Origin of the sequence: Rhizorhabdus wittichii (assembly GCF_017607425.1) — a bacterium.
GTDB classification, from domain to species: domain Bacteria; phylum Pseudomonadota; class Alphaproteobacteria; order Sphingomonadales; family Sphingomonadaceae; genus Rhizorhabdus; species Rhizorhabdus wittichii.
Window position 1 is genome coordinate 1,238,947 of record NZ_CP059319.1, and the last position, 22,490, is coordinate 1,261,436.

Below are 22,490 nucleotides of genomic sequence, written 5' to 3' on the forward strand. Positions count from 1 at the left end.
CCGGCAGCTTCCGACGCCGGGACCAGCGGCCCTAAATGTCGCCTTTGCAGGCGGCTACCCGGATTGTCCTCAACATCGGCGAAGGTTGGCCCACGAACCTTGACGAACCGGCCCCCCTCACTTATCTCACTTTCATTAGTGAGGATTGTGAAATGATTCGATACCCGATGCTGACCAACCCAACCGGCAGCACAACGCTGGCCGGTAGCGCCATGGGGCGGCAGATGCTCGCCCAGTTGATCGAGAAGACGAAGCCGGTGGCCGAGCCGACCCTTGCCTTCCTCGATTTCGCGGAGGTGGACATCGCGACGGGTTCGTTCCTTCGCGAAGCCGTCATGGGCTTCCGCGACTTCTGCCGCAACGCTGCTGGCATGATCTACCCAGTAGTCGCCAATGCCAATGCGACTATCGAAGAAGAGCTTGCGACCTACCTTCGGGGGCGCAACGACGCCATTTGGGCATGTGCCCTTGATGCCGATGGCGCGGCCACTGGCCCCCGCATCCTTGGGGAGCTCGACGCAGGGCAGATGAGCACCATCCAACTGATTGCCCAGCACCATCCGATTTCTGCGCCCGAGCTGGCCAAGCTCCGCCCCGATGACAAGATCGGCACGACTGCATGGAACAACCGGCTGGCGACGTTGTCCGCCAAGGGCATGCTGAAGGAAGTGCGGCACGGCAAAACCAAGCTGTTCAGCCCGGTGATGGAGACCGCGTAATGGGTGCTGACTTCATCCGCGAACAGTCTGGCCAGCCCTGGCGCAAGCGCTGGAACAAGGGCGTGGACCGCCTCAAGCAGCCGGGCCTGTTCGATGTCCGGTTCGGGTCACAACAGCGGACCATTACAGCGGACATCGACCCCGGCATGAGCGTGCGGGCGGGCGACGAGCTGGTCGTACAGTGTGGGTCCGGCAACGCCATGGTGTGCCGGGGGCAAAGCCGCATCGGTGCCGTCAACGGCCTGCCGTCCGACATGCGCACAACCATTACCGACTGCGGCGGCGTCGCACTCGGGATCGTTGAACGGGTCAGCCTGTTCGGCAACAGCGTGGAGCTTCGTTTGCAATGAAGAATGCCAACAATAATTCGCTGCCCCGCATCGTGCGCAACTCGCAGCGCTTGTGGGACGACGCTGCCACCATGCCCTGTTCATTGGGCTGCGCAAGCTGCGTTGATCGGCCCATCTGTGGTGGTGCACACAACAGCGCCAGCTTCTTCGACTGTGGCGACTATTGCCGCTGCGATGACAAGGCGACATGCGATTTAATCTGCCGGGGCAACCCCAAACAGTTTGTGGAACGCCTGCGGGAGGTCAATGGCCTGGACCTCAAGAACGCGCCCAGCGCCCCAATCGTCCCCGTTGAGGCACTGCCGTCCATGGTTCCGTTGATCGAGCATTCGACGGCGCGCGTCGGCACGCTCAACTCTCCGATTGTCGCGCTGCCGCTCCATGCGCTTTTGGACATCAATGCGGGCAAGCTGCGCTATCCCGACAGGGATGCGTTGAGTCAGAAGTTCGGCATCGATCCGAACGCCCGACTGGTGATTTCAGGGGTAGCACGCGACCGCAGGATTGAGCGCTATTGGGCGGCAACAGACAGGGTTGCCATGCTGGAGCAGCTGGCGGCATTCGACATCGCGCTGATCACGCCACCCAATTACAGCGTGCTGACCGACGTGCCCCGCACTGACAACATGCATGCCATGAAACGCATCCTGCTGGCTGCCGTTGAGATGATGCAGGCAGGGCTTCCGACCGCGCTGCATGTCAACGCGCGCACCGAACGGGATTACGAGCGCTGGGCCGAGCTGATCGCCGAACGCCCGGAAATTCAATGCCTGGCCTTCGAGTTCGCGACCGGTACGGGCCGTGGCGAACGGCTCGATTGGCATGTGGCGCAGCTCACCGCGCTTGCCGCCCGCGTACCCCAGCCGCTGGGCTTGGTGGTGCGTGGCGGCATGCGGGCACTGGAACCACTGCGTGCAGCTTTTGCAGCGGTGACGATGATCGATACCGACGCCTTCACCAAGACCCGCTGCCGCCAGGAAGCGCAATTCCGCCCCGACGGGAAATTGGTGTGGCGCAAGCGCCCAACGCCGCGCGGTGCCCCAATCGACGCCTTGCTGCAACAGAACGTCGCAGCGCTTCACAGTCACCACATTATCTTGGAGCGCACCCACGCAGAACGACGGCGCGACGCCGCTTCACGGGGTTTCCGCGCGCCAAATCGCGCTGATCGTCAGGCCCGCGAGGGCTGAAGTATGGCTGAGCCGCTGGTGCCCGTTAAGGGGATCATTTGTTGGGCATAGCGTGAGCGCATGATCACCAGAGCGGAAGCGAAGCTCGACCCGGTCTGTCACCATTGACCTGCAAAGCTGGATAAATCCCTGGCCCCGTCCGCTGGAAGCAGGGAACCGCGAAACCCCAGGTCGGATCGCCTCCGTCAGCGCCGCACCTGCGTCCGGCAGATGCGCGTAATCAGGGTTTTGCCGCAGCGTCTCCAGCACACCCATGCCGCGATCCGCCACCACAAACTCGAAGGTGCGATCCGTAACTGCATAGGCGACCAGCCCTGTTTGGGCCGCGCCGCTATGCTCATAGACATTGTCCTGCATCTCACCCAATGCCCCTACCAGCGATGCGACGAGCCCGGAAGGAAAGCCTCTATTTTTGGCAGCATTTTCTACGTGGAGGAGCCATTGCTCCCAAACCGGATCACGGGTCTCTACAGGATTCTCTAACGGCAATGGAAACGCCCCAGCTTGGTCGCTGAAGCCGCCGCCGAACGGCTGGCCCGTTTCCCAAGCATCGCGAACTTTCGGGGCAAATGACCCCGCAAAAGAAACGGATGCATACTCGGCCGGAAATTGCTGGGCAGCGGCGAGTAACTCGACAAGTGGCCCAATACGTCCTGATTTTTTTATCAGAAAGGAGCCGCGGCCATGCAAATGACCATGCATCGCTTCTCTGAGAAGGTCATCTACATCCGAGAACTGTGCCTGCAAAGTATGCATCATTGCTCAATACCACAAGGACTTGGCCTACGCCTACAATTCTATGGGTTGAGCACAGCTCGGGGATTATGATCGGGCTGCCTCAGCAGCGATGTGCCCGGCGAGCTTGGTCACAAATGTCTTCAGGCTTGTTAGCTCTGACACCCCGCATAACTCCCCTGTCTTCGACGATGTGTGCTGCGGTTCTCGTCATTCCAGCAGCGAGGCAGGCAGCTTCGGTAGACGCGCTGGACACCGAACATTATCGTGGGCCGCCATGTTTCGTCTCCATTGCACCAAGAAGTTACTCGATCGGATCAAACCGGAAATCGTTGCGCCTGGGCAAAGCGACACCGCGCCGGGCAACTGGTATGCCACTGTCCTGTTCTGGAAGCCGCAAGCGGCGTTATTGGTTTCAGAGCGCACGCTGCTCCCCGTGCTCATGCCGCTGGCTCCAGTCGCGACGCTTGCTCAAAGATTTGCTAGCCAGCTAGCGCTCGTCTTGAAAGAGCACGGAGTCCCACCCGAATTCATCGCCCAGGAAGTCTGGCGCATGGACAAGGTCCAGTATGCAAAGACCGCAAACCGGAGTGTTGTGGGCATCCTCAATGAGTTCGTTAAGCAGGCCGAATTCTGGTTGGCCGCCTATGCCTATGAAAAGGGCGATGACGACGACCTTCGGGCGATTTCCGCCAAGCTAGCGGAGACACCGTGTAGCCCGCTGTACAAGGGACCGATTTCGCCGGACAAGGCCCTCCATGAACTTGTGAAGGCTGGTGCGCAGGCATGATCCTGCTGGCTGCCCAGTGCGCACCGAGATCCTACAGCACTTGGCCGGAAACCCAACTCATGCGCTCAAACAGGATCGATGGGCAAGTCGATGACGCGGAACACAGCCCCTGAGCCGGCATCACGTACGAGATCGACGCGCGTCCCATTCCAGTGATAGTCGAGGTGTCGTCCCTGGAGCGGATTTGACGCGCGGTCCGGGTAGAAGAGCGCAACGCATTCTCCACCGGGATTCCGAATGCTCGGGTAGGCAATCCCGTCCGATCCCGAGCCCCTGAGGTGCCGCGCCAGCGCTTGGGAGGCGGTGTAGCTGTCAGGATCGAGCGCCGGATCCGGATTCCCCGCCAAAGTTCGGAGATCATGCAAGTCCGCGTCGACCGACATGACGATCTCTCGGAACTGCGAGGTCCAGCCAGGCATTTCCTTTGTCCGTTTCATGAAGCGGGCATGGTGGTGGATTGTCTCGAACAGCGCAGTCTCGAACCTATCCCCGACATAGAGCACACCGTAACTGCCGTCGGTAAAACGACTTGGCCGGTCGGTGCTGACGTGGGTGAATGGCGCCATGAGGTAGGAAGCACCGCCGCCGCCGACGCGGCGGTCAGCAGGCACGAGGTCGAGGTTGCCAATCGTCGCCATGATGCGGGGATTGGTCTTCTGCTCTGCCGAGATCAAAAGCGGCCAGTCGGCCGGATCGGCGATATCTTCGAACAGGTCGATCGGTGGAAAGGCACTGCGGATGATCCTGACAGCGCCCTTCCACTCAACTCGGGAAACGGGGATATCCGCTATTCCGCTCACCAGCCACCGCGCTCGGCGTCGAGGTAGCGACGCACCCGCATGATGTCGGTGAGTTCACCCCCGAGCATCACGTCGAGAGCACTAACTCCACCAAACGCGTCGTTGGCCGCCCCGATCCAGGAATATCCCCGCGTCGCTTCCGAGAAGATGATCCGAAGCGCCTTGTGGATGCCCATAAGGTTGGAGAGGCGCGCACGCCCATCGCGCGAAACCCGCCCGGGGCCTTCCGCCTTCCAGCGCCGATAGGATCGAACAGGCATGTCGAGCAAAGTTGCTGCCTGCTCGTCGGTCAACTCCCACTTGCCGAACAGATTGAGGACTGCCCGGAACATGGCAGCTGCCTCGTCCTGGGTAATCGGATCGGGCCGGAAGGCGGTAACGGCAGTATCAACGGGTTGCAGAGCCAGCATGGCAGTTCTCCATATGGCATCATATACGGTGAAGAATGCCATTTGGCAAGGAACTATGCCGATGATGCCAGTCTAGCAATCACGCTCGCAGCGCCCTCGATCGGCACGAAGAGCCGGGTCTGATAGCGGATGATCTCGGTAAAGCAGCCTTGGGCCTTATACCAGTCGAGCCGAGCAGCACTCCATCCCGTAAGCTCAAGTCGCTGTGAGCCATTGACCAGGCTGCGCTTGACCATGAGCAGCTCGCGGCCCGCGAACTCCATGGCCCTGCCCGTTGCCCGGACGGTCTGGACAATGTCGTCGGCGGAAAGCGTTTGCTCGCGTTCCAGACCCAGCGCTCGGCACAGTTCGGGCACACAATGGGCGGGAACCTCGCGGCCGAGGAGCGAACGGCCATCTGCTGCCGAGATGCGGCTCACCCTCACGAAATCCGAAGGGAGCTTGTCCCAGACCGGAAGCAGGAGGCCCGTCGCAAGATAGAGGCGCTCGCGTTTGTGGCTGGAACGGGCTTCTTCGATCTCGGTCGCCCAGGAATTTTGAAAATCGTCGAGGGAGACATCCTCCCAGCTGCTCTCCGCCAGTTGATCTTCGGTGATGTGGCTGCGCTTGAGGGGACGCAGCAATTCGAAGCGGGTCACGCGCGTGCCGTCATCGGCAAGAATACTGCGAGCGGGGACCAGCAGGGCGACCCGACCAGAACGGGCGTTCCGAACCGGTCGCTGCCGCTGCCCGGTGAGGCCGTGGATCTCCTCGAGCCGCTTCAACGTTAGCGGCTTCAAGGCTCTGGCGATTTCCAGTTCCAGCAGATGGGTGGTCGCGCCCGATGCCGGATCTGTGCGCAGCAGCGTGTCCGATAGGATCGTGAAGTCCTCAACCGCGATGGTCTCCAAGCCGAGATCAAGGGTGCCAGCCTGCCGGGCGGCATCGATGCGCGCTTCAACCAGCCCCATGAACTCGTCAAAGATCGCGTTCTGCAGGGCTATGGAAAGCGCAAGGATGCGATTGAGCCACCGCTGAATCGAAGGCAAGTCATCGATCATCGACCCGTCGGGTGCTTCGATCCGCAGGCCCGTCAGCTCCTGAAAGCGCACGAGGCTGACCGCTTCGAGCTTGCCGGTGAACAACAGGCCGAACCAGCGATGGAGCGCCTCCTTGGCGTAGATGCTTTCGAGATTGTCAGCGGGATCGAACAGGTTCTGCCCGCCGGTCTGGCGCTGCCCGCGCGTAAGAGCACCAAGACTGTCCAGGCGCCGCGCGATCGTTGAGATGAACCGGCGCTCGCCGCGCACATCTGTCGTCACTGGCCTGAACAGCGGGGCCGATGCCTGATTGGTGCGGTTGGTCCGGCCGAGCCCCTGGATTGCGGCGTCAGCCCGCCAGCCCGGCTCGAGCAGGAAGTGGACGCGGCGAGCCTGGTTCTTCGCGGCCAGATCGGCATGGTAGCTACGCCCGGTGCCCCCGGCATCGGAGAACACCAGGATACGCTTGGCACCGTCCATAAACGCCTGGGTCTCAGCGACGTTGGCGCGGGGCGACCGGGATTGGAGTTTCTGACGACCGTCGCGGCCGACGATGAGCCGACGGGTGCGACCGGTCACTTCGGCCACTTGGTCAACGCCGAAGCGCTCAATGATGGCATCGAGCGCAGTAGCAATCGGCGGCAGGGCGCAGAGCTGCTCGATCATCCGGTCGCGCGCTGCAAGCGCGGAGCGGCACAACACGGGAGCGCCTTGCTCGTCACTCATCGGCTCGGACCAAGGGTTGCCGTTTTCGTCTGTGAACACCGCCATCAGGCGGACAGGAAAGCTCTTGGCGAGATAGTCGATCACATATTCCCGCGGAGACAGGTCGATCTCCAGAGCCTCGCGTTCCTCGTTCGATAGGTCTGCAAGCCGGCGGTGGAGCATGGCTTCTGCCGTCGAAACCAGCTGGACAACAACAGCGTGCCCCTCGGCGATCACCGTATCGATCGCGGGCAGCAGGCTGGGGAGCTTCATAGACAGAAGCAGCTGCGCGAAGAAGCGCTGCTTGGTTCCCTCGAAGATCGACAGGGCTGCGGACTTGGCACCAGAGTTGAGCGTCCCCCCGGTCTCGCTGTCGACGATCCGTGTGGCCTCCAGCGCTTCGCGCAGGTTGGCGTGGATGATCGCCCAGGCATCAGCATAGGCATCATAGACCGCGATCTGATCCTCGTTCAGGCAATGCTCGAGGATTTCATACTCGACACCGGCGAAGGAGAGTGCTCGGGCCGTATAGATGCCGAGCGATTTGAGATCCCGCGCGACCAGTTCCATTGCTGCAATTCCGCCATCGCGAATGTCGGCAACGAAGGCCTCGCGATTGGCAAACGCGGTCTCCGGACCCCAGAGCCCGAGGCGCGTCGCATAGGCTAGGTTGTTGACGTCAGACGCTCCCGTGGCCGAGGCGTAGAGCACCCTTGCCCGGGGGAGGAGGTTTTGCAGGCGCACCCCGGCAATCCCTTGCTCCGATCCTTTGACCTTGCCCCGCGATCCTTCGCCGCCAGCGGCGTTGGCCATGGCGTGCGCTTCGTCGAACACGATCACGCCGTCGAATTCCTCACCAGCCCAGGCGAGGATCTGGTCGAGACGGGTTGCGTCGCTTCGGCCCGACCGCAGGGTCGGGTAGGTCACGAAGAGTATCCCGTCGTGCATGGCGATGGGGGTGCCCAGCTTCCAGGACGCCAGCGGCTGGATGTCAATTGGGAGACCACCAAGGGCGGCCCAGTCGCGCCGGGCATCTTCGAGCAGCGCCTCGTTCTTCGAAATCCAGATATGGCGGCGTTCGCCACGCACCCAGCGATCGAGAATGACACTGGCAACCTGACGGCCCTTACCAGCGCCAGTGCCATCCCCGAGGAAATAGCCCTGCCGGTAGGTCTGGCCTTCCGCAGATGCCTTCAGCGAACAGCCCTTGTCCTCGGGCTCGAACCGGCCGGGAAGATCGCGGGCGTGAGCGCTGGCGGCGTAGATCAGGGTCTCTGCCTGGGCAGCAGACAGCAACCCCTTGGCGATAAGCCCGTCGGGCAGCTGCGGCACCGCGTCCGGCTTGGGTGCCGAGATCGACCCCATGGCGACGGACTCGACGAGCGGCGTTGGATGCTCGGCCGCGCCATCGATCACGATCCGGCTCGGGCGATAGGGCAGATAGTGGCCGACCTGTGCCTCAAGCTGCGCAGGGGTTGCGAGCGCCTCGTAGGTCAGCGCGCCGATGGTCATTGAGGCAGCTCGAGTGATCGTTGCCAGGGCCGGGATCGGTCTGCGTGGCGCGGCTACCAGTCGGAACGGCGAACGAGTTGGAAGGCTCGATTGTTCGGTTGCGGCCTGCCTGCTGTCGCGAGCAGGCAGGGCATCGACAAGATCGACCAGCTGGCGGAACTCGTTAGTGCGAATAGCGACGGGCTCGTTGGAGCTTTCTACCTTGTCGAGAACCAACAGTCGCGTGGTGATCCCGGTGCCGTTCCTGATGAAGGCACGTTCGACCGCGGCATTAAGCCGCGGCGACACCGGCCCCTTCACCCCGGCCAGAAACCGCGCGCAATCGAACCATTCGGGCATGATCGCGACAAGCCGGCCGCCGGGGGCAAGCCGGTTCCAGGCAGATCGCAGATGCCTCGCCCCGGTGCGGCCATCGTGGCCCCGCTCGATCCCGTGAGAATACGGGGGGTTCACCAGCACGACGCTCGGGATGATGGCCGGATCGAGCAATTCGTCGATCAACTCGGCATCATGTCCGGTCACGCGGGCAGCCGGGAACACAGCTTTCAGGCAGTCGCGGCGCAGCGGCGAGATTTCGTTCAAGGCAAGGCGCGTACCGGCTTTGGTCGCCCAGACTGCGAGCATGCCGGTACCGGCCGAAGGTTCGAGCACGAGCTCGTCGGGTATCAGCCCACAGGCCCGTGCGGCAAGCCAGGCGAGGCGCGGCGGCGTTGCGAATTGCTGCCATTCGATCTGCTCGTCGCTGCGATTGGTCTGGGTCGGAATTCGGTCATCGAGGCAGCAGAAGAACTGATCCGCCTCGTCGATCGGGGTTGAGAGCTGGATCTGATGGAACGCTTGCAGGTGTTGAACCTGTGCCAGCTCTAGAGCTGCGTGGGCGTCACGCACCGACCAACGCCCGAGAGCATCGCTGCCCCCGAAGTGCTCGCTCATGATACGCGTAACGTCGCTGCGTGACAGCGCGCGGCCTGCTGCGAGCTCTGAAACCATGATCTGGGCCGCAGTCGCAACAGCGGGCGGTGATGGTTCATCGAATGCAAAGGCGAGGGAAGAATTGGACATGGGAACCTCCTGACGAGGTCCTGCGGCGGGCAGGCCTCAATCAGCCAAAGGCCCCCTCCCCTCTGCCCAACGGATCAGGTTTACGGGCAAGCCGGGACTTCAGCTCATCGTTCCAGTCAAAACCGGGCGAGGCCGGTGCTCGTGAGTGGATGACACGATTAGGCGCAGCGTAAGCCTTCAGCGCTCGCTGTTCCGCGAGAGCGCCTCCGGCATCATTGTCGATGAACAGATGGAGCTCACGCACGCTCTCTGGAATCGCAACAAGGCCGAAGCGCTCGTTCCCGAGCGTTGCCCAGCACGGGACCCCGAACAGCTGCGTGGCTGACAGGGCGCTCTCGATCCCTTCGGCAAGTCCAAGATGCCCTAACACCGGCGGCGCTAGTCTGATGGCACCACAACCTAAGGTGCCAAGCGCACGCTTGGGCCGCTCGAAACCGGCAAGCTTGCCGCTCGCCAAGTCGAGAAACGTTCGGTGTACCGCGATTATGCCAATGTCGGTCGTTACTGCGGCCAGCATCGCAGGGAGAAATTGGACAGCGCCGCGCGGCCCGAGCGGCGTGCGCGCCAGGTAACGGAGTTGATCGGATCCGCGCAGAAGACCGCGCTGCGCAAGGTATTGTGCGGCAGGGCTGTCGGAGATCACCGTCGCCGATTGCCACAAGCGCCGCGCATTGGGACTGAAGTCGCCATGACCTTGCCGTTCGATGTTCCCGGCGTCTGAGCCGTTGAAAAGGTCGCGGCTGCGAACGCCCTGGCGATCCAGCGCCGCAATCACATCCTCATTCGGACATCCCGCAAAGCAATGAAACAGTATGGCTTTGCGCCCCAAGGTCACGCTAAGCGACGGATTACGATCGTCGTGAGCGGGGCAGCAGCACATACCTTTGCCCTGACGCCATGTACCCTGAAGGCTTTCGACGATGGTCCGGGCTCGGCGTTCGAGTTGATGAGCATTATCTAACGGGGGCATCGACCTACTCCGGTTGAGATGCCCTCCCCGTGCAGCCTCCGCTCTGCACTCGCGCCAAACCATTTTCCTACGCCTTTTGTTCTTTATATGTTCCAACTCGATTCGGCTACCCAAGGATCGAGAAATGACAATGAAAGCTCTCGCGATCGCAGGCATCGCGATCACCTCTTCTATCCCCGCCAGTGCCCAGGAGTTGCCAACGCCAGATACAATCGAAGTCCCCGCCAGCCACTCCGAAGGCATTCGGATTGCTGAGGCATCGAACGGCTTCCAGTTGGTCGAGCATGGGCTCTGGCGATCCACCCAAGACAGCCCGGCACCTGTTCTGACTGTGCCACAAAATGGCCGGGTCAACCTGCCATACAGATACGAACCCAAGGCCAAACCTGGCCCATCCGGCTTTAGGCGAGCAAGCTACCTGCCCCATGTCTATGCAGCGGAAGCGAAGTATGCACTGCCCGTCGGCCTGCTCGATGCACTCGTATGGACAGAATCTCGATACAACCCCTTCGCCATCAGCCCAGCAGGCGCAGCAGGTCTTGGGCAGCTAATGCCAGCAACGGCAAAGGAACTCGGGGTCTTCAATCGCTTCGATCCTATGGCCAACATCTTCGGCTCTGCTCGGTATCTGCGGCAGATGCTCGACAGGTTTGGCGTGGTCCACCTGGCCGTGGCGGCCTACAATGCGGGACCAGGGGCAGTCGAACGTGCAGGCGGCATTCCCCGCAATGGCGAAACACCCGGATATGTCCGCGACGTCCTGCGGCGCTGGCAGTTTTAGTGCGAACTGCATCGAGTGGCAGTTGATCGGAATGAATGCTTCTGCTGACGGGCGTCACGCAGCGCGCTTTCGCCCCTTCTTGATATCGACTACCTTGCGCCCATCGAGGAAATCAGCCCAATCCTGCATCATTCGCCGGCGAGGCGTGAGATACTCCGCCGCGTTGTAAGCCCCCCTGACATCATTCTTCTCTGAATGAGCGAGCTGCATCTCGACCCAATCCTCATGGTACTTCCGGATCCACATCGCTGGCTTGCCAAATTCAACCAGCTGCTCGTTCGCCCATGTGCTGGCGAGGCCTCGAAAACCATGGATGGTCTGCCTACTATGATAGCCAAGGCGGTAAAGCGCATAGATCATCGTGTTTTCAGACAAAGGCTTGTCTGGGTGGGTGCCGGGAAACAGGTAATCACCGGTTGCCGTCGATACCATTTTCCTAGCAAGGAGTGCGGCCTGAGCGGAAAGTGGAACAAGGTGTTCACGCCCCATCTTCATGCGCGCAGCCGGAATCCGCCAAACGGGTTCTGTACCATCGATATTTTCAAATTCGGATTTGACGGCCAGTCGAAGCTCTTTTGTCCTGACCCAGGTCAGCAAGGCGAATAGCACTGCATCGCGGGTGATCGCCGAGCGCCGGTCACCTTCCTCTTGGTAGGCTCGCAGCTTTTCGAGGAACGCAGGTATCTCCACCAAAGGAAGGCGGCTCATGTGCTTCACCCTCGGCCGAGGCTTGAGGGCGCCACTGAGGTGAGCAGTGGGATCGCTGGATGCCAGCCCGCAAGCAATCGCGAACTGAAAGACCTGCCCTACCCCTTGCTTGGCACGCCGACTGATATCGAGCGCGCCTCGTGTCTCAATCCTGCGGATCATGTCCAGGACCTCTGGGGCAGTGATCTCGTGGATCAGCTTCTGTCCTAGGGAGGGGAAAACGTCCCGCTCCATTCGTGACCAGACACGTTCGGCATGCGCTGGATTCAATGCCGACTGGCGGTTCTCGTGCCAGCGTTTCGCTACCATGTAGAAGGTGTCACCGTTCTCCGATATCACCTCCCCCTTGGCCTTCATTGGATCCTTGCCCTCGGCAAGGAGCGCCTTGGCCGCTTTGCGTTTGTCCCGGGCGGCGGCGATCCCCAACGCCGGATAAGCGCCAAACGACAGCAACTTCTCCTTGCCTGCAACTCGGTACTTCATCCGCCAAAGCTTCGTGCCGTTCGGCTGGACGAGCAGGAACAAGCCCTCGCTATCGGCAAGCTTGTACGCTCGCTCGCGTGGCTTGGCATTCTTGGCTTGAGTCTCCGTCAGAGGCATGGGGGTGTCCGCCGTCAGCGCCAATGGCACAGATTTGAGGTTGTGATGTAAGGAGGATTTGGGCTTCGTCGTAGTGACGAAGGAACGAAGATGAAGCCCAAATCCTCAAGCGTAAAATCGGCCCGCAAACCCAAGGCGTCGGCCGAACAGGTGGTGAAGGATATCCGGCGCGCGACACGCCGGCATTTCTCGGCGGAGGACAAGATCCGCGTGGTTCTGGAGGGCTTGCGCGGCGATGACAGCATCGCGGAGCTGTGCCGCAAGGAGGGCATTGCCCAGGGCTTGTATTATACTTGGTCAAAGGAGTTCATGGAGGCCGGGAAGCGTCGGCTGGCGGGCGACACCGCCCGTGCCGCGACGAGCGGCGAGGTACAGGATCTGCGCCGTGAGGCGCGTGCCCTGAAGGAGGCCGTCGCCGACCTCACGCTCGAAAACCGGCTGCTGAAAAAAAGCATGATCGCGGATGGGGGAGACCCCGAATGAGGTATCCGGGATCCGAGAAGCTGGAGATCATCCGCATCGTCGAGCAGTCGCACCTGCCGGCGAAGCGGACCCTCGACCAGTTGGGCGTCGCGCGGCGGACCTTCTACCGATGGTATGATCGCTATCTCGAAGGCGGCCCCGAGGCGCTGGAGGATCGTCCTTCCGCGCCGAGCCGGGTCTGGAACCGCCTCCCCGGCGCCATTCAGGACCAGATCGTCGAGATGGCACTGGAGCAGTCCGATCTGTCGCCCCGCGAACTGGCGGTGCGCTTCACCGATGAGAAGGACTATTTCGTCTCGGAATCAACGGTCTACCGCCTGCTCAAGGCGCATGACCTGATCACCAGCCCGGCCTTCGTCGTGGTCAAGGCGGCCGACGAGTTCCATCGCAAGACCAGCCGCCCGAACGAGATGTGGCAGACCGATTTCACCTACTTCAAGATCATCGGCTGGGGATGGATGTACCTCTCCACCGTGCTCGACGATTTCTCGCGCTACATCATCGCCTGGAAGCTGTGCACCACGATGCGGGCCGAGGACGTGACCGACACGCTGCAACTCGCGCTCGAAGCCTCAGGCTGCGACCACGCCACCGTCAGGCACAAACCAAAGCTGCTCAGCGACAACGGACCGAGCTACATCGCCGGCGAACTCGCCGACTGGATCAAAGCCCATGACATGAGCCATGTTCGCGGCGCTCCGCTACATCCCCAGACCCAGGGCAAGATCGAGCGCTGGCACCAGACCCTGAAAAACCGCATCCTGCTGGAGCACTACTTCCTGCCTGGCGATCTCGAACGGCAGGTCGAGGCCTTCGTCGAGCATTATAACCATCGCCGCTATCACGAGAGCCTCGACAACGTGACACCGGCCGACGCCTATTTCGGCAGGGCCGCCGCCATTATCGAACGGAGGAAACGCATCAAGCGAAAGACCATCGAACAGCGACGCTTGCTTCACCGCAAGCTCGCCGCCTAAACATCAACCCCAGACGAGGCCCGATCTCCTCTTCTCTGCGCAACCATCTGCGCCAAATGTCCCGACGACGGACAGATCGTTTCTCAATTAGCAAGCAATCGCTTGACTAATTATTTTCCGACAGCCTGCGCCGCGCGCCGCGCAGGTCGAGCGCGGAGAAGAGCCAGCACAGCAGGAACAGCAGGATCGACAAGGCGAGGATCGGGCCGAAGCCCTGCCCCATCAGCGGCGTCGACAGTGCCGGCCCGACCGCGAGGCCGAGCATCTGCAACGCGGCGGCGCGCTGGACGAGCCGCCCGCCCCGGTCGATCCCGGCGACGATCGCGACGAGCAGCGGCGTCATCAGGTTGGCGGCGGCGTTGAAGATGCTGATGCCGACGCCATAGCCGATCGCATCGAGCCGCATCGTCATCACCGCCAGCGGCACGACGCAGCCGATCGTGCCGATCGCGATCAGCCGGCGATGGCCGATCCGCTGGCCCAGCGACGCCGCGAAGGCGCCCGGGATGCCGGCGAGCTGCGCGATCGTCAGGCCGTTGGCGACCGATTGCGGAGCGATGCCCATCCGCTCGCCGATCAGCGACAGGAAGGCCCAGACGACGCCCTGCCCCAGGAAGAACAGGAAGACCGCGCCGAGCAGCAGATAGGGGCCGGCGCGCGGCCCGCCGCCCTCCTGCCCGGCCGCCTCCGCCGGGGCGGGCTGGACGATCAGGGGAAGCAGCGCGAGGCCGGCCGCCGCCATCAGCGCCAGCAGGCCGAAGATGCCGCCCGCCCCCAGCAGCGCCGCCGCCTGCGGCAGGCCGAAGATGCCGAGCGCGCCATAAGCGAGCACCGCGACGATCAGATGGCCGAAGGCGCGATCGGGATCGGAGGCCGCGCCGACCATCGCATAGCCGAGCGAGATGGCGATCCCCGCGCCGAGCCCCGCGAGCAGCCGCAGCAGCAGGAAGGCCTCGCCCGAGGGAGCGACGGCGGAGGCGAGGTTCGCCGCCGCCATCAGCGCCAGCGCCACGCCCGCCAGCCACGACCAGCGCAGCCGCGTCCCGATCGACGCGGCGGCGATGGTCGACAGCGCGATGCCGAAGATCTCGGCCGAGGCGGCATAGCCGACGATGCTCTCGTCCAGCCCGCTCGCGATCAGCACCGACACGAGGCCGGGCTGGATGATGAAAACCTGCATGCCGATGACCACGAGGGCCATCCCCGCGAGCACGCCCCGGGCGGTACGTTCCAAATCCATCCCCTTTCCGGACGGGCTCCCCCGGCGGAGGAGCCCTTTCCGGCATCATCAATACTGGTAGCGCAGACGCAAGAACCATTCGCGCGGGCGCGAGCGGACCGCCTGGGAATATTCGGAGCTGGTGACGCCGCTGACGATATAGGCCTTGTTGGTCAGGTTGGTGCCGCCGGCCGCCACTTCCCAGCGCTTGGTCGGCGAACGGTAGGTCACCGACGCGCCGAGCACGCCATAGGCCGGCTGGAAGAGCGACGGATCGTTCGAGAACTCCTTGTACTGGCCGCTGCGGCGGCTGTAGTCGGCGCGCGCGAACAGCGTGCCATGGTCGTTGTTGAAGAAGGTCGCGACGCCGCCGACATTATAGGTGAACTTCGACGTGTTCGGGATCTTCAGCGACAGCGCGCCGGGGAAGTTGGCCAGCGCGTCGGCGCTGAACTTCACATATTTGGCGTCGATATAGCCGAAGCTGCCGTCGAAGCGGAACCAGTCGGCCAGCACCGCCGATCCCTCGACCTCGATCCCCTTGATGTGCGCGGTGCCCGAATTGGCGAGCACCGGCACGAACTGGCCGATCGGGCCGGGGCCGTCCGGGTCGACCACATAGGTGACCTGGATGTTCTTGTAGTCGGTGTAGAAGCCCGCGACGTTGAGGCGCAGGCGGCGGTCGAACAGCTCGGTCTTCAGGCCGACCTCATAGGAGGTCGCCTTCTCCGGGCCGGCATAGGAGACGATGTCGTCGGGATCGGTGCCGGGCGCGGGAATGACCGGCGGGAAGTAGCGCATCGTGAAGCCGCCCGCCTTGAACCCCTGCGAGAAGGTCGCATAGGCCATGGTGCCGCGGTCGAACTTGTAGCTGAGCGACACCATCGGCGTCGCCGACTTGCTGGTCCGCTTGTACCAGCCCGCCGGGAACAGCGGGGTGCCGACCGGGCCGAACAGGTCGACGATCGGATTGGTCACGCCCGGCGTCGGGATCGTCGACAGATAGTCGTAGCCGGTGATCACCTGCAGCCCCGGATTGAACTGCTTGCGCTCGTAAGTGTAGCGCAGGCCGCCGGTGATCGAGAACTGGTCGGTCAGGTCGTAGGTGATCTGGCCGAAGGCGGCATAGCTGTCATTCTTGATCTTGCCGCCCGAATCGAACTGCACCAGCGGCAGGTTGACCGGAAAGACCTGCGTGCCGCTCTCGTGCATGTAGAACAGGCCGGCGACATATTGCAGCCGCGAGTCCATCAGGTCGCCCAGCAGCTGCACTTCCTGGCTGAACTGCTTCTGCGAGATGTGCTGCTCGACCCCGCCATAATAATAGGGCGACCCGTAGAGGTCCTGCGCGACGTCGACGCCGACGTCGCGATAGGCGGTGATCGACTTCAGGGTGATGCCGTCGCCCTTCCATTCGAGGTTCAGCGACGCGCCCTTGATGTCGGTATCGGACTGGTTCGGCCCCGAATTGGTGGTCGTGCGGCCGTCGATCGGCCGGACATATTGGCTGTTGTAGCAATAGGGGTTGCCGAACCGCGACGGGCCCGCCGTCGGCAGGCAGACCCCGCCCGGCACCGCGCCGTTGTAGATGCCGGCGAAGCCGTCGGTCTCGACCACCTTGAGCAGCACCTGGGCCGGCGACTGCTCGCGGATGCGGGTGCCGTCGAACGACAGGGTGGCGAGCAGATTGTCGGTCAGGTCGGCCTCGAGCACCAGCCGGCCGCTCAGCCGGTTGATATTGCCCTGCTCGCCGGTCTTGGCGCCGGTGGGGCTGACCCGGTCCATGAAGCCGTCGCGGCTCTGATAGGCGCCCGACAGGCGCGCGCGGACCCGGTCCGACAGCGGCCCGGACAAGATGCCCTTCACGTCGACCCGGTTGAAGCGGCCGACCGTCGCCTCCGCCTCGGCCTCGAATTTGTCGCTCGGCCGCTTGGAGATGAACTGGATCGCGCCGCCGATCGTGTTCTTGCCGAACAGCGTCCCCTGCGGGCCGCGCAGCACCTCGATCCGCTCGATGTCGACGGTGTCGAGCAGCGAGCCGACCGACTTGCCGACATAGACGCCGTCCAGATAGAGGCCGACCGCCGGCTCGACGGTGATGACATAATCGGTCTGGCCGATGCCGCGGATCGAGATCTGGCTCGACGCGCCGCCGCCGGACTCGCTCGCCGCGCTGTCGAACTGCACGTTCGGCACGAAATTGGCGATGTCGGCCGACGATTGCACGTTGCGGTCCTGCAACGCCTGCGCGCCGAAGGCGGAGATCGACAGCGGCGTGGTCTGCACCGACTCCTCGCGCTTGCGGGCGGTCACGACGATGTCGCCCAGCGACGCCGGATTATAGCCGGCATCCTGCTCGGCGACCTGCGCCAGCGCCGGTACCGCGGGCAGGACCAGCAGGGCCGAGGCCGTGGCAAGGAAAGCGCGCTTCATGCGTCTCGCATCCATTTCAATTCCCCTTTTTCAAGCAATATCCGATGGTTACAGGCTCAACTTGTCCAACCGATCGAAGCAGACCCTCCAGCCGCCGTCATAATGGCTCCACTCCGCCTGATCGCGCAGGCCGCTATGGGTGAGGACGAGGCGGCTGCCGCCCTCCTCCGGTTCGATGGTGACGTCGACGAAGGTCGGCTCGGGTCGCGGAGCGGGATTGGGCCCGCGATAGTTCCAGCTCTTGCGGAGCCCCCGCCCCGGATCGAAGCGCAGGAACTCCCCGATCACGACATGCCTGCCGTCGGGGCCGACGATGTCGTGGCGGTAATGGCCGCCCGGTGCCGCCTCGACCTCGGCATGGACCAGGTCGTAGGGATCGGGCGCCAGCCATTGCGGCAGCAGCGCCGGATCGATCCAGGCGCGGAAGAGCTGGTCGGGCGTCTTGCCGGCGAAGCGATGCTCGACGGTCGCGACGATGGCGTCAGTCATGGGAGTCTCCTCCTGCAGTCGGAAGGTCGGGCGGCCCCTCGGGCCGGGTGAAGGCGCGGATCACGTTGGCGGTGATCCGGGCGACGTCGTTGTCGCCGCCGCGATCGGCGAGGCAGCTCGTCCAGGCGATCGACGGCGCGGAGAAGACCCGCCCGCCGCCCGCCAGCCGGCGATAGGCGATATGCGATTCCATCGCCCCCGCCGTGCCGGTCGACAGCACGTCCTCGCTGGCGATGAAGGTCAGCGCCGGATCGAAGCCGGTCGCGGTGGCGAGCCGGACGGTGTCGGCCGGGGTGCCGAGATCGGCCCGCATCGCATCGACCTCGAAGCCCGAGGGCCCGCCCAGCAGCTCGGCCCGCGCATCGATCGCGGTCGCGTCGACGCCGTCGAACATCCAGGCGAAGGCGGGATCGTGGCTGGCCGCCTCGCGGACATAGGGCCGCCCCTCGCCGAAGCTGACCGCCGCCGTGCCGGTGCCGAGCAGCCGGTGCGCCGATCGCCCGCGCCAGCGCCACAGCCCGCCGGGCTCGCCGGTCGCCGCCTGGCGCGTCTCGCCCGGCGGCGATTGCCAGGGGATGGTGCCGGCATGGCCGCGCCGCACCTCGATCACATGCGGCTCCTCCGCGAAGACCGAGGTGACGAAGTAGAAGGCGTTGCCGCCGAGGTGGATCAGCCGCCCGCCGCCGCCGACATAGGCCTCGACCGCGTCGAACAGCGCGGCGCTGACATATTCGGGATGGCTGCCGGTCATCACCGCGCGATAGGGTTTCAGCGCCTCGACGCCGCGCTCGTGCAGGACATGGTCGGTGATGACGTCGAAGCGCTGGCCCGTCGCGCGCAGCCATTCGATCGTCGCGATGTCGGCGCCGAGCTGGTGCGGCCCGCGCAGCAGCGGATGGCGATAGTCGGCGCGCATGTTGACCAGCGGCCGCCGCAGCGAGGCATGGGCGCAGCCCGATCCGTCGCGATGATAGTCATAGGCGCTGATCAGCCGCGCCTCCTCGGCCCAGCGCTCGATCGGGGCGACGATCGCGTCGAGCGCCGCGCCCGCGATCGCCTCGACGCCGGGATTGGTCCACCAGTGCCGCTCATTGGCATAAGCGAGATAGCTGAAGCTGGGCACGAGGAAGGCGAGCGGCGCGGGCTCCGCGTCCGGCGCCGGCAGGACGAAGAAAGGCACCAGGTCGCGCTGGTCGCCCTGGCGCAGCTCGATGCCATAGGCCTCGCTCGGCAGATCGGCGGGCGGCGTGAAGGCGAAGCTCTCGGGCCAGCCCGCGTCGGTCAGGTCGTCGCTGTGGAAGGCGATCGCGTCATAGCCCTCCGGGTCCTCGCTCCAGCCGCCACTGAGACCGTCCCATTCCGGGCCGGTGACGCCGCGCTGCGGTGTCTGGAACAGCCGCCCATGGCGCGCCGCGGGGCCCTCGTCGATCACGACCGGACTGCCGGGGTCCTTCGCGAAATTCCAGGCGGCGAGCGGCGCGCCGCCGTCCGCGACGCGCGGCCGGGCGATCTTCCCGTCGAAACAGGCGACGGGAAGATCGTTCTCTATAATCGCAGCGATATAAAAAGCTTGTGGATCGATCTTTAGATCAGTTGGAGGCAACGCCGCCTCCCCCGATCCATCGGCGATCCCCTCGTCGGCGGTGCGGACCGACAGAACGATCCGGTCGCCCCGCGTCTCGACCCGCACCTCGCTCCAGCGCGCGACAGCGAGCGGCTGGCCGGTGACGATCTCGACACCGCCCCAGCTCAGCCGCAACCGCCCTTCCCCGTCGAGGAACAAGCCATGGCTCCGTCCCCAGCCGAGCAGCGCCTGGTCGCGCCCGTCCGCCGGCCGGGTCGGGCGCACCCATAGCGAGATCGCCGGCCGGCCGGGCAGCGGCACGCCGGCCGCCACCGCCATATGGCTGCCGGTGGCGATCGGCCGCTCCGCGCCGTCATGGACGCCGTCGATCGCCGAGGCGATCGGGACGAGGTCCCCGGCGCGGCGCGCCAGCCGGACGAGCCTGGCCTCGAACCCGCCCGCGGGCGCGCTCACATGGAAGCCGAGGCTTTCGCCCGGGGCGACCTCGAAGCGGTCGCCATAGCCGATCAGCGGCGCTCCGGTCATATCTTGTGCCGCAGCGTCAGATACCATTCGCGCGGCCGCGACCGCACCGCCTGCGCGCGATCGGAGCTGGCGACGCCGCTGACGATATAGGCCTTGTCGGTCAGGTTGGTGCCGCCCAGCGTCACGTCCCAGTTCCGATCGGCGGACCGGTAGGTCAGCCCCGCGTTGAGGATGCCGTAGCCCTTCTGGAACAGCGACGGGTTGTTCGAGAACTCCTTGAACTGGCTGCTGCGATAGGCCCAGTCGGCGCGCAGGAAGACATTGCCCGACTCATTGTCGAAGAAGGTCACCGTCGTCCCGACATTATAGGTCCATTTCGGCGTGTTGGGCAGGTCGAAGCCCAGCGCGGCGGGATAGGCGCCGATCGCCGCCGCGGTGAACTTGCGGTATTTGGCGTCGATATAGCCGAGGCTGCCATCGATCCGCAGCCAGTCGGTCGGTACCGCCGCGCTCTCGACCTCGATGCCCTTGATGCGGGCCGAACCCGAATTGGCGAGCACCGGCAGGAAGCGGCCGATCGGGCCCGGGCCGTCCGGATCGATCGTGTAGGTGACCTGGATGTTGTTGTAGTCGGTGATGAAGCCCGCGACGTTCAGGCGCAGCTTGCCGCCGAGCCACTCGCTCTTGATGCCGGCCTCGTAGGAGGTCGCCTTTTCGGGCTTGGCATAGGGGATCAGCGTATCGGGATCGACGCCCGCCGCCGGCTTGACCGGCGGGAAGAAGCGCATGGTGAAGCCGCCGCCCTTGAAGCCCTTCGAATAGGTCGCATAGAGCATCACGTCGTCGACCGGCTTGTAGCTCAGCGAGATCATCGGCGTGCCGGCCTTGCTGTTGCGCTTGTACCAGCCCGCCGGGAACAGCGGCGTGCCGGGCGTGCCGAAGGCGTTGGCGACGGGATTCACGAAGCCCGGGATCTTGATCACCGACAGGTCGTCATAGCCGATGACGTGCTGGAGGCCCGGATTGAACCGGCGCGTCTCATAGGTGTAGCGGAAGCCGCCGGTCAGCGAGAGCCTGCTGGTGATCTCATAGGTGAGCTGGCCGAAGGCGGCATAGCTGTCGTTCTTGATGTCGCCGCCCGACAGGAACTGCGCGAGCGCGGTCTGGACCGGGAAGAGCTGCCGCCCCCATTCGCGCTGGTAATAGGCGCCGAGGACGTAGGACAGCCGCTTGTCGAGCAGGTTGCCGCTGAGCTGATATTCCTGGCTGAACGACTTGAAGTCGATGTCCTGCCCGACCTGGCTGTTGTAATAGGCGCTGCCGCCGAGGTTCTGGTCGACGAACACGTCGACCTTGCGGAACGAGGTGATCGACTTGACGTTGATGTCGCCCGGCTTCCAGTCGAGCGTCAGGGCGACGCCCCGCACGTCGGTGTCGGCCGTGTTGCCGCCGGCATTGTAGGTGACGCGCGTGTCGGTCGGCAGCGAATATTGGTCGTTGAAGCAATAGGGGTTGGAGAAGCGCGACGCCCCCGCCGCCGGCGCGCAGACGCCGCCCGGCACCGCCAGGTTGAACAGGCGCGGGAAGCCCGCATCCTCGGTCACCCGCCGCAGATAGGTCGCCGGCGACTTCTCGCGGATGCGCGTCCCGTCGAAGGCCAGCGTCGCCAGCAGGTTCGGAGCGACGTCGGCTTCGAAGACGAGCCGCCCGCCCAGCCGGTTCATGTCGCCCTGGACCTCGCCGGTCCGCTCACCGCTGCGCAGGATGCGCTTCATGAAGCCGTCGCGGCTCTGATAGGAGGCGGACAGGCGGAAGCGCAGCCAGTCGGTGATCGGGCCGGACATCGCGCCGCGCGCGTCGAGCCGGTCGTAGCGCCCGGTGGTCAGTTCCATCTCGGCCTGGTTGTCGGCGGTCGGGCGCTTGGTGATCACCTGGATCGCGCCGCCGATCGTGTTCTTGCCGAACAGCGTGCCCTGCGGGCCGCGCAGGATCTCGACGCGCTCGACGTCCACCGTGTCGAGCAGCGAGCCGAGCGACTTGCCGACATAGACGCCGTCCAGATAGACGGCGACGCCGGGCTCGACGGTCAGCACATAGTCGGTCTGGCCGATGCCGCGGATCGATATCTGGGTCGACGCAACGCCGGATTCGTTGGCGACCGGATCGAGCTGGACGTTCGGCACGGCGCGCGAGACGTCGGCGATGTTCTGCAAGCCGCGATCCTGGAGCGAGCGGGAGTCGAAGGCCGACACCGACAGCGGCGTCGTCTGCACCGATTCCGCCCGGCGGCGCGCCGTGACGACGATATCCTCGAGCCCGCCCGAGCGGGCGCCTTCTTCCTCGACCTGCGCGGCGGCCGGTTGCAGACCGCTGCAAAGGGCGATGGCGCAACCCGACAGCAAGATCATCTTTGCATGGCGATAATTCATAACGAGATCCCCTTTATTGAATATTGAATTCCCGCGACGAAAATACTTTTCGAAAGACG

17 protein-coding genes are annotated in these 22,490 nt (G+C 64.1%); 6 read left to right on the forward strand and 11 right to left on the reverse strand.

Translation table 11 applies throughout. The annotated features are described in order from the left end of the window. Positions 1–152 precede the first annotated feature (152 nt). The 3 genes from HRJ34_RS06025 to HRJ34_RS06035 are packed head-to-tail and all read left to right on the forward strand — an operon-like array spanning position 153 to position 2,259. Positions 153–719, forward strand: coding sequence for a hypothetical protein (locus tag HRJ34_RS06025; protein ID WP_208633589.1), 567 nt, complete (start codon positions 153–155; stop codon positions 717–719). Next, positions 719–1,069: a hypothetical protein gene (locus tag HRJ34_RS06030; protein WP_030540636.1), complete on the forward strand. Its 351-nt coding sequence runs from the start codon at positions 719–721 to the stop codon at positions 1,067–1,069. The genes HRJ34_RS06025 and HRJ34_RS06030 overlap by 1 nt, the downstream gene beginning before the upstream one ends. Beyond that, positions 1,066–2,259 carry a DUF4417 domain-containing protein gene (locus HRJ34_RS06035; RefSeq protein WP_208633590.1) on the forward strand — a complete coding sequence of 398 codons (1,194 nt, stop codon included), beginning with the start codon at positions 1,066–1,068 and terminating at the stop codon, positions 2,257–2,259. The genes HRJ34_RS06030 and HRJ34_RS06035 overlap by 4 nt, the downstream gene beginning before the upstream one ends. Here HRJ34_RS06035 and HRJ34_RS06040 read toward each other — a convergent pair. Continuing rightward, positions 2,206–3,018 (reverse strand): ATP-binding protein, encoded by an 813-nt coding sequence (locus HRJ34_RS06040; protein ID WP_208633591.1) that lies wholly within the window; start codon positions 3,016–3,018, stop codon positions 2,206–2,208. The two genes, HRJ34_RS06035 and HRJ34_RS06040, sit on opposite strands and share 54 nt — an antisense overlap. Before the next feature lie 253 nt (positions 3,019–3,271). Between HRJ34_RS06040 and HRJ34_RS06045 the strand changes: the two genes are divergently transcribed. Then, positions 3,272–3,784 carry a DUF6933 domain-containing protein gene (locus tag HRJ34_RS06045; protein WP_208633592.1) on the forward strand — a complete coding sequence of 171 codons (513 nt, stop codon included), beginning with the start codon at positions 3,272–3,274 and terminating at the stop codon, positions 3,782–3,784. A gap of 65 nt (positions 3,785–3,849) precedes the next feature. On the opposite strand, the gene HRJ34_RS06050 is transcribed toward HRJ34_RS06045, so the two are convergent. From HRJ34_RS06050 to HRJ34_RS06065, 4 genes are read right to left on the reverse strand one after another with little or no spacing between them, the layout of a single operon-like run. Beyond that, on the reverse strand, positions 3,850–4,584 hold the full coding sequence (locus tag HRJ34_RS06050) for an RES family NAD+ phosphorylase (RefSeq protein ID WP_208633593.1): 735 nt from the start codon (positions 4,582–4,584) through the stop codon (positions 3,850–3,852). Further along, on the reverse strand, positions 4,581–4,994 hold the full coding sequence (locus HRJ34_RS06055) for an MbcA/ParS/Xre antitoxin family protein (RefSeq protein ID WP_208633594.1): 414 nt from the start codon (positions 4,992–4,994) through the stop codon (positions 4,581–4,583). Before HRJ34_RS06055 ends, HRJ34_RS06050 begins: the two co-directional genes overlap by 4 nt. A gap of 53 nt (positions 4,995–5,047) precedes the next feature. Continuing rightward, positions 5,048–9,292: a strawberry notch-like NTP hydrolase domain-containing protein gene (locus HRJ34_RS06060; protein ID WP_208633595.1), complete on the reverse strand. Its 4,245-nt coding sequence runs from the start codon at positions 9,290–9,292 to the stop codon at positions 5,048–5,050. Between the two features lie 40 nt (positions 9,293–9,332). Beyond that, positions 9,333–10,262, reverse strand: coding sequence for a DUF7146 domain-containing protein (locus HRJ34_RS06065; protein WP_208633596.1), 930 nt, complete (start codon positions 10,260–10,262; stop codon positions 9,333–9,335). A 124-nt stretch (positions 10,263–10,386) separates the two neighbouring features. Between HRJ34_RS06065 and HRJ34_RS06070 the strand changes: the two genes are divergently transcribed. Continuing rightward, positions 10,387–11,043 (forward strand): transglycosylase SLT domain-containing protein, encoded by a 657-nt coding sequence (locus HRJ34_RS06070; RefSeq protein ID WP_208633597.1) that lies wholly within the window; start codon positions 10,387–10,389, stop codon positions 11,041–11,043. Between the two features lie 54 nt (positions 11,044–11,097). On the opposite strand, the gene HRJ34_RS06075 is transcribed toward HRJ34_RS06070, so the two are convergent. Continuing rightward, a complete protein-coding gene (locus HRJ34_RS06075) occupies positions 11,098–12,351 on the reverse strand; it encodes a tyrosine-type recombinase/integrase (protein ID WP_208633598.1) in 1,254 nt (417 codons plus the stop codon). 90 nt (positions 12,352–12,441) lie between these two features. Here HRJ34_RS06075 and HRJ34_RS06080 point away from each other — a divergent pair. Then, a protein-coding gene (locus HRJ34_RS06080; RefSeq protein WP_150289884.1) for an IS3 family transposase occupies positions 12,442–13,811 on the forward strand; the annotation gives its coding sequence in 2 pieces (ribosomal slippage) (positions 12,442–12,796 and positions 12,796–13,811; 1,371 coding nt in all). A 106-nt stretch (positions 13,812–13,917) separates the two neighbouring features. On the opposite strand, the gene HRJ34_RS06085 is transcribed toward HRJ34_RS06080, so the two are convergent. Genes HRJ34_RS06085 through HRJ34_RS06105 form a run of 5 tightly spaced genes read right to left on the reverse strand, consistent with a single transcriptional unit; the run spans position 13,918 to position 22,410 of the window. Then, the gene (locus HRJ34_RS06085; RefSeq protein WP_226949064.1) at positions 13,918–15,051 is read right to left on the reverse strand and encodes an MFS transporter; all 1,134 of its coding nucleotides are present in this window, start codon (positions 15,049–15,051) and stop codon (positions 13,918–13,920) included. Between the two features lie 48 nt (positions 15,052–15,099). Beyond that, positions 15,100–17,463 (reverse strand): TonB-dependent receptor, encoded by a 2,364-nt coding sequence (locus HRJ34_RS06090; RefSeq protein ID WP_208633599.1) that lies wholly within the window; start codon positions 17,461–17,463, stop codon positions 15,100–15,102. Positions 17,464–17,511: 48 nt separating this feature from the next. Next, complete coding sequence (locus HRJ34_RS06095; RefSeq protein WP_208633600.1) at positions 17,512–17,952, reverse strand: SRPBCC family protein; 441 nt, start codon at positions 17,950–17,952, stop codon at positions 17,512–17,514. Further along, on the reverse strand, positions 17,945–20,062 hold the full coding sequence (locus HRJ34_RS06100; RefSeq protein WP_208633601.1) for a N,N-dimethylformamidase beta subunit family domain-containing protein: 2,118 nt from the start codon (positions 20,060–20,062) through the stop codon (positions 17,945–17,947). The genes HRJ34_RS06095 and HRJ34_RS06100 overlap by 8 nt, the downstream gene beginning before the upstream one ends. Further along, complete coding sequence (locus HRJ34_RS06105) at positions 20,059–22,410, reverse strand: TonB-dependent receptor (protein ID WP_226949065.1); 2,352 nt, start codon at positions 22,408–22,410, stop codon at positions 20,059–20,061. Before HRJ34_RS06105 ends, HRJ34_RS06100 begins: the two co-directional genes overlap by 4 nt. Between the last annotated feature and the right edge of the window lie 80 nt (positions 22,411–22,490).

Bases quoted from the DNA above. Each gene is read 5' to 3' on its own strand.
- HRJ34_RS06105 (WP_226949065.1), bottom strand. From the start codon at position 22,410: ATGATCTTGCTGTCGGGTTGCGCCATCGCCCTTTGCAGCGGTCTGCAA.
- HRJ34_RS06075 (WP_208633598.1), bottom strand. From the start codon at position 12,351: ATGCCTCTGACGGAGACTCAAGCCAAGAATGCCAAGCCACGCGAGCGA.
- HRJ34_RS06030 (WP_030540636.1), top strand. From the start codon at position 719: ATGGGTGCTGACTTCATCCGCGAACAGTCTGGCCAGCCCTGGCGCAAG.
- HRJ34_RS06025 (WP_208633589.1), top strand. From the start codon at position 153: ATGATTCGATACCCGATGCTGACCAACCCAACCGGCAGCACAACGCTG.
- HRJ34_RS06090 (WP_208633599.1), bottom strand. From the start codon at position 17,463: ATGAAGCGCGCTTTCCTTGCCACGGCCTCGGCCCTGCTGGTCCTGCCC.
- HRJ34_RS06085 (WP_226949064.1), bottom strand. From the start codon at position 15,051: ATGGATTTGGAACGTACCGCCCGGGGCGTGCTCGCGGGGATGGCCCTC.
- HRJ34_RS06060 (WP_208633595.1), bottom strand. From the start codon at position 9,292: ATGTCCAATTCTTCCCTCGCCTTTGCATTCGATGAACCATCACCGCCC.
- HRJ34_RS06095 (WP_208633600.1), bottom strand. From the start codon at position 17,952: ATGACTGACGCCATCGTCGCGACCGTCGAGCATCGCTTCGCCGGCAAG.
- HRJ34_RS06055 (WP_208633594.1), bottom strand. From the start codon at position 4,994: ATGCTGGCTCTGCAACCCGTTGATACTGCCGTTACCGCCTTCCGGCCC.
- HRJ34_RS06040 (WP_208633591.1), bottom strand. From the start codon at position 3,018: ATGATGCATACTTTGCAGGCACAGTTCTCGGATGTAGATGACCTTCTC.
- HRJ34_RS06070 (WP_208633597.1), top strand. From the start codon at position 10,387: ATGACAATGAAAGCTCTCGCGATCGCAGGCATCGCGATCACCTCTTCT.
- HRJ34_RS06065 (WP_208633596.1), bottom strand. From the start codon at position 10,262: ATGCCCCCGTTAGATAATGCTCATCAACTCGAACGCCGAGCCCGGACC.
- HRJ34_RS06045 (WP_208633592.1), top strand. From the start codon at position 3,272: ATGTTTCGTCTCCATTGCACCAAGAAGTTACTCGATCGGATCAAACCG.
- HRJ34_RS06035 (WP_208633590.1), top strand. From the start codon at position 1,066: ATGAAGAATGCCAACAATAATTCGCTGCCCCGCATCGTGCGCAACTCG.
- HRJ34_RS06100 (WP_208633601.1), bottom strand. From the start codon at position 20,062: ATGACCGGAGCGCCGCTGATCGGCTATGGCGACCGCTTCGAGGTCGCC.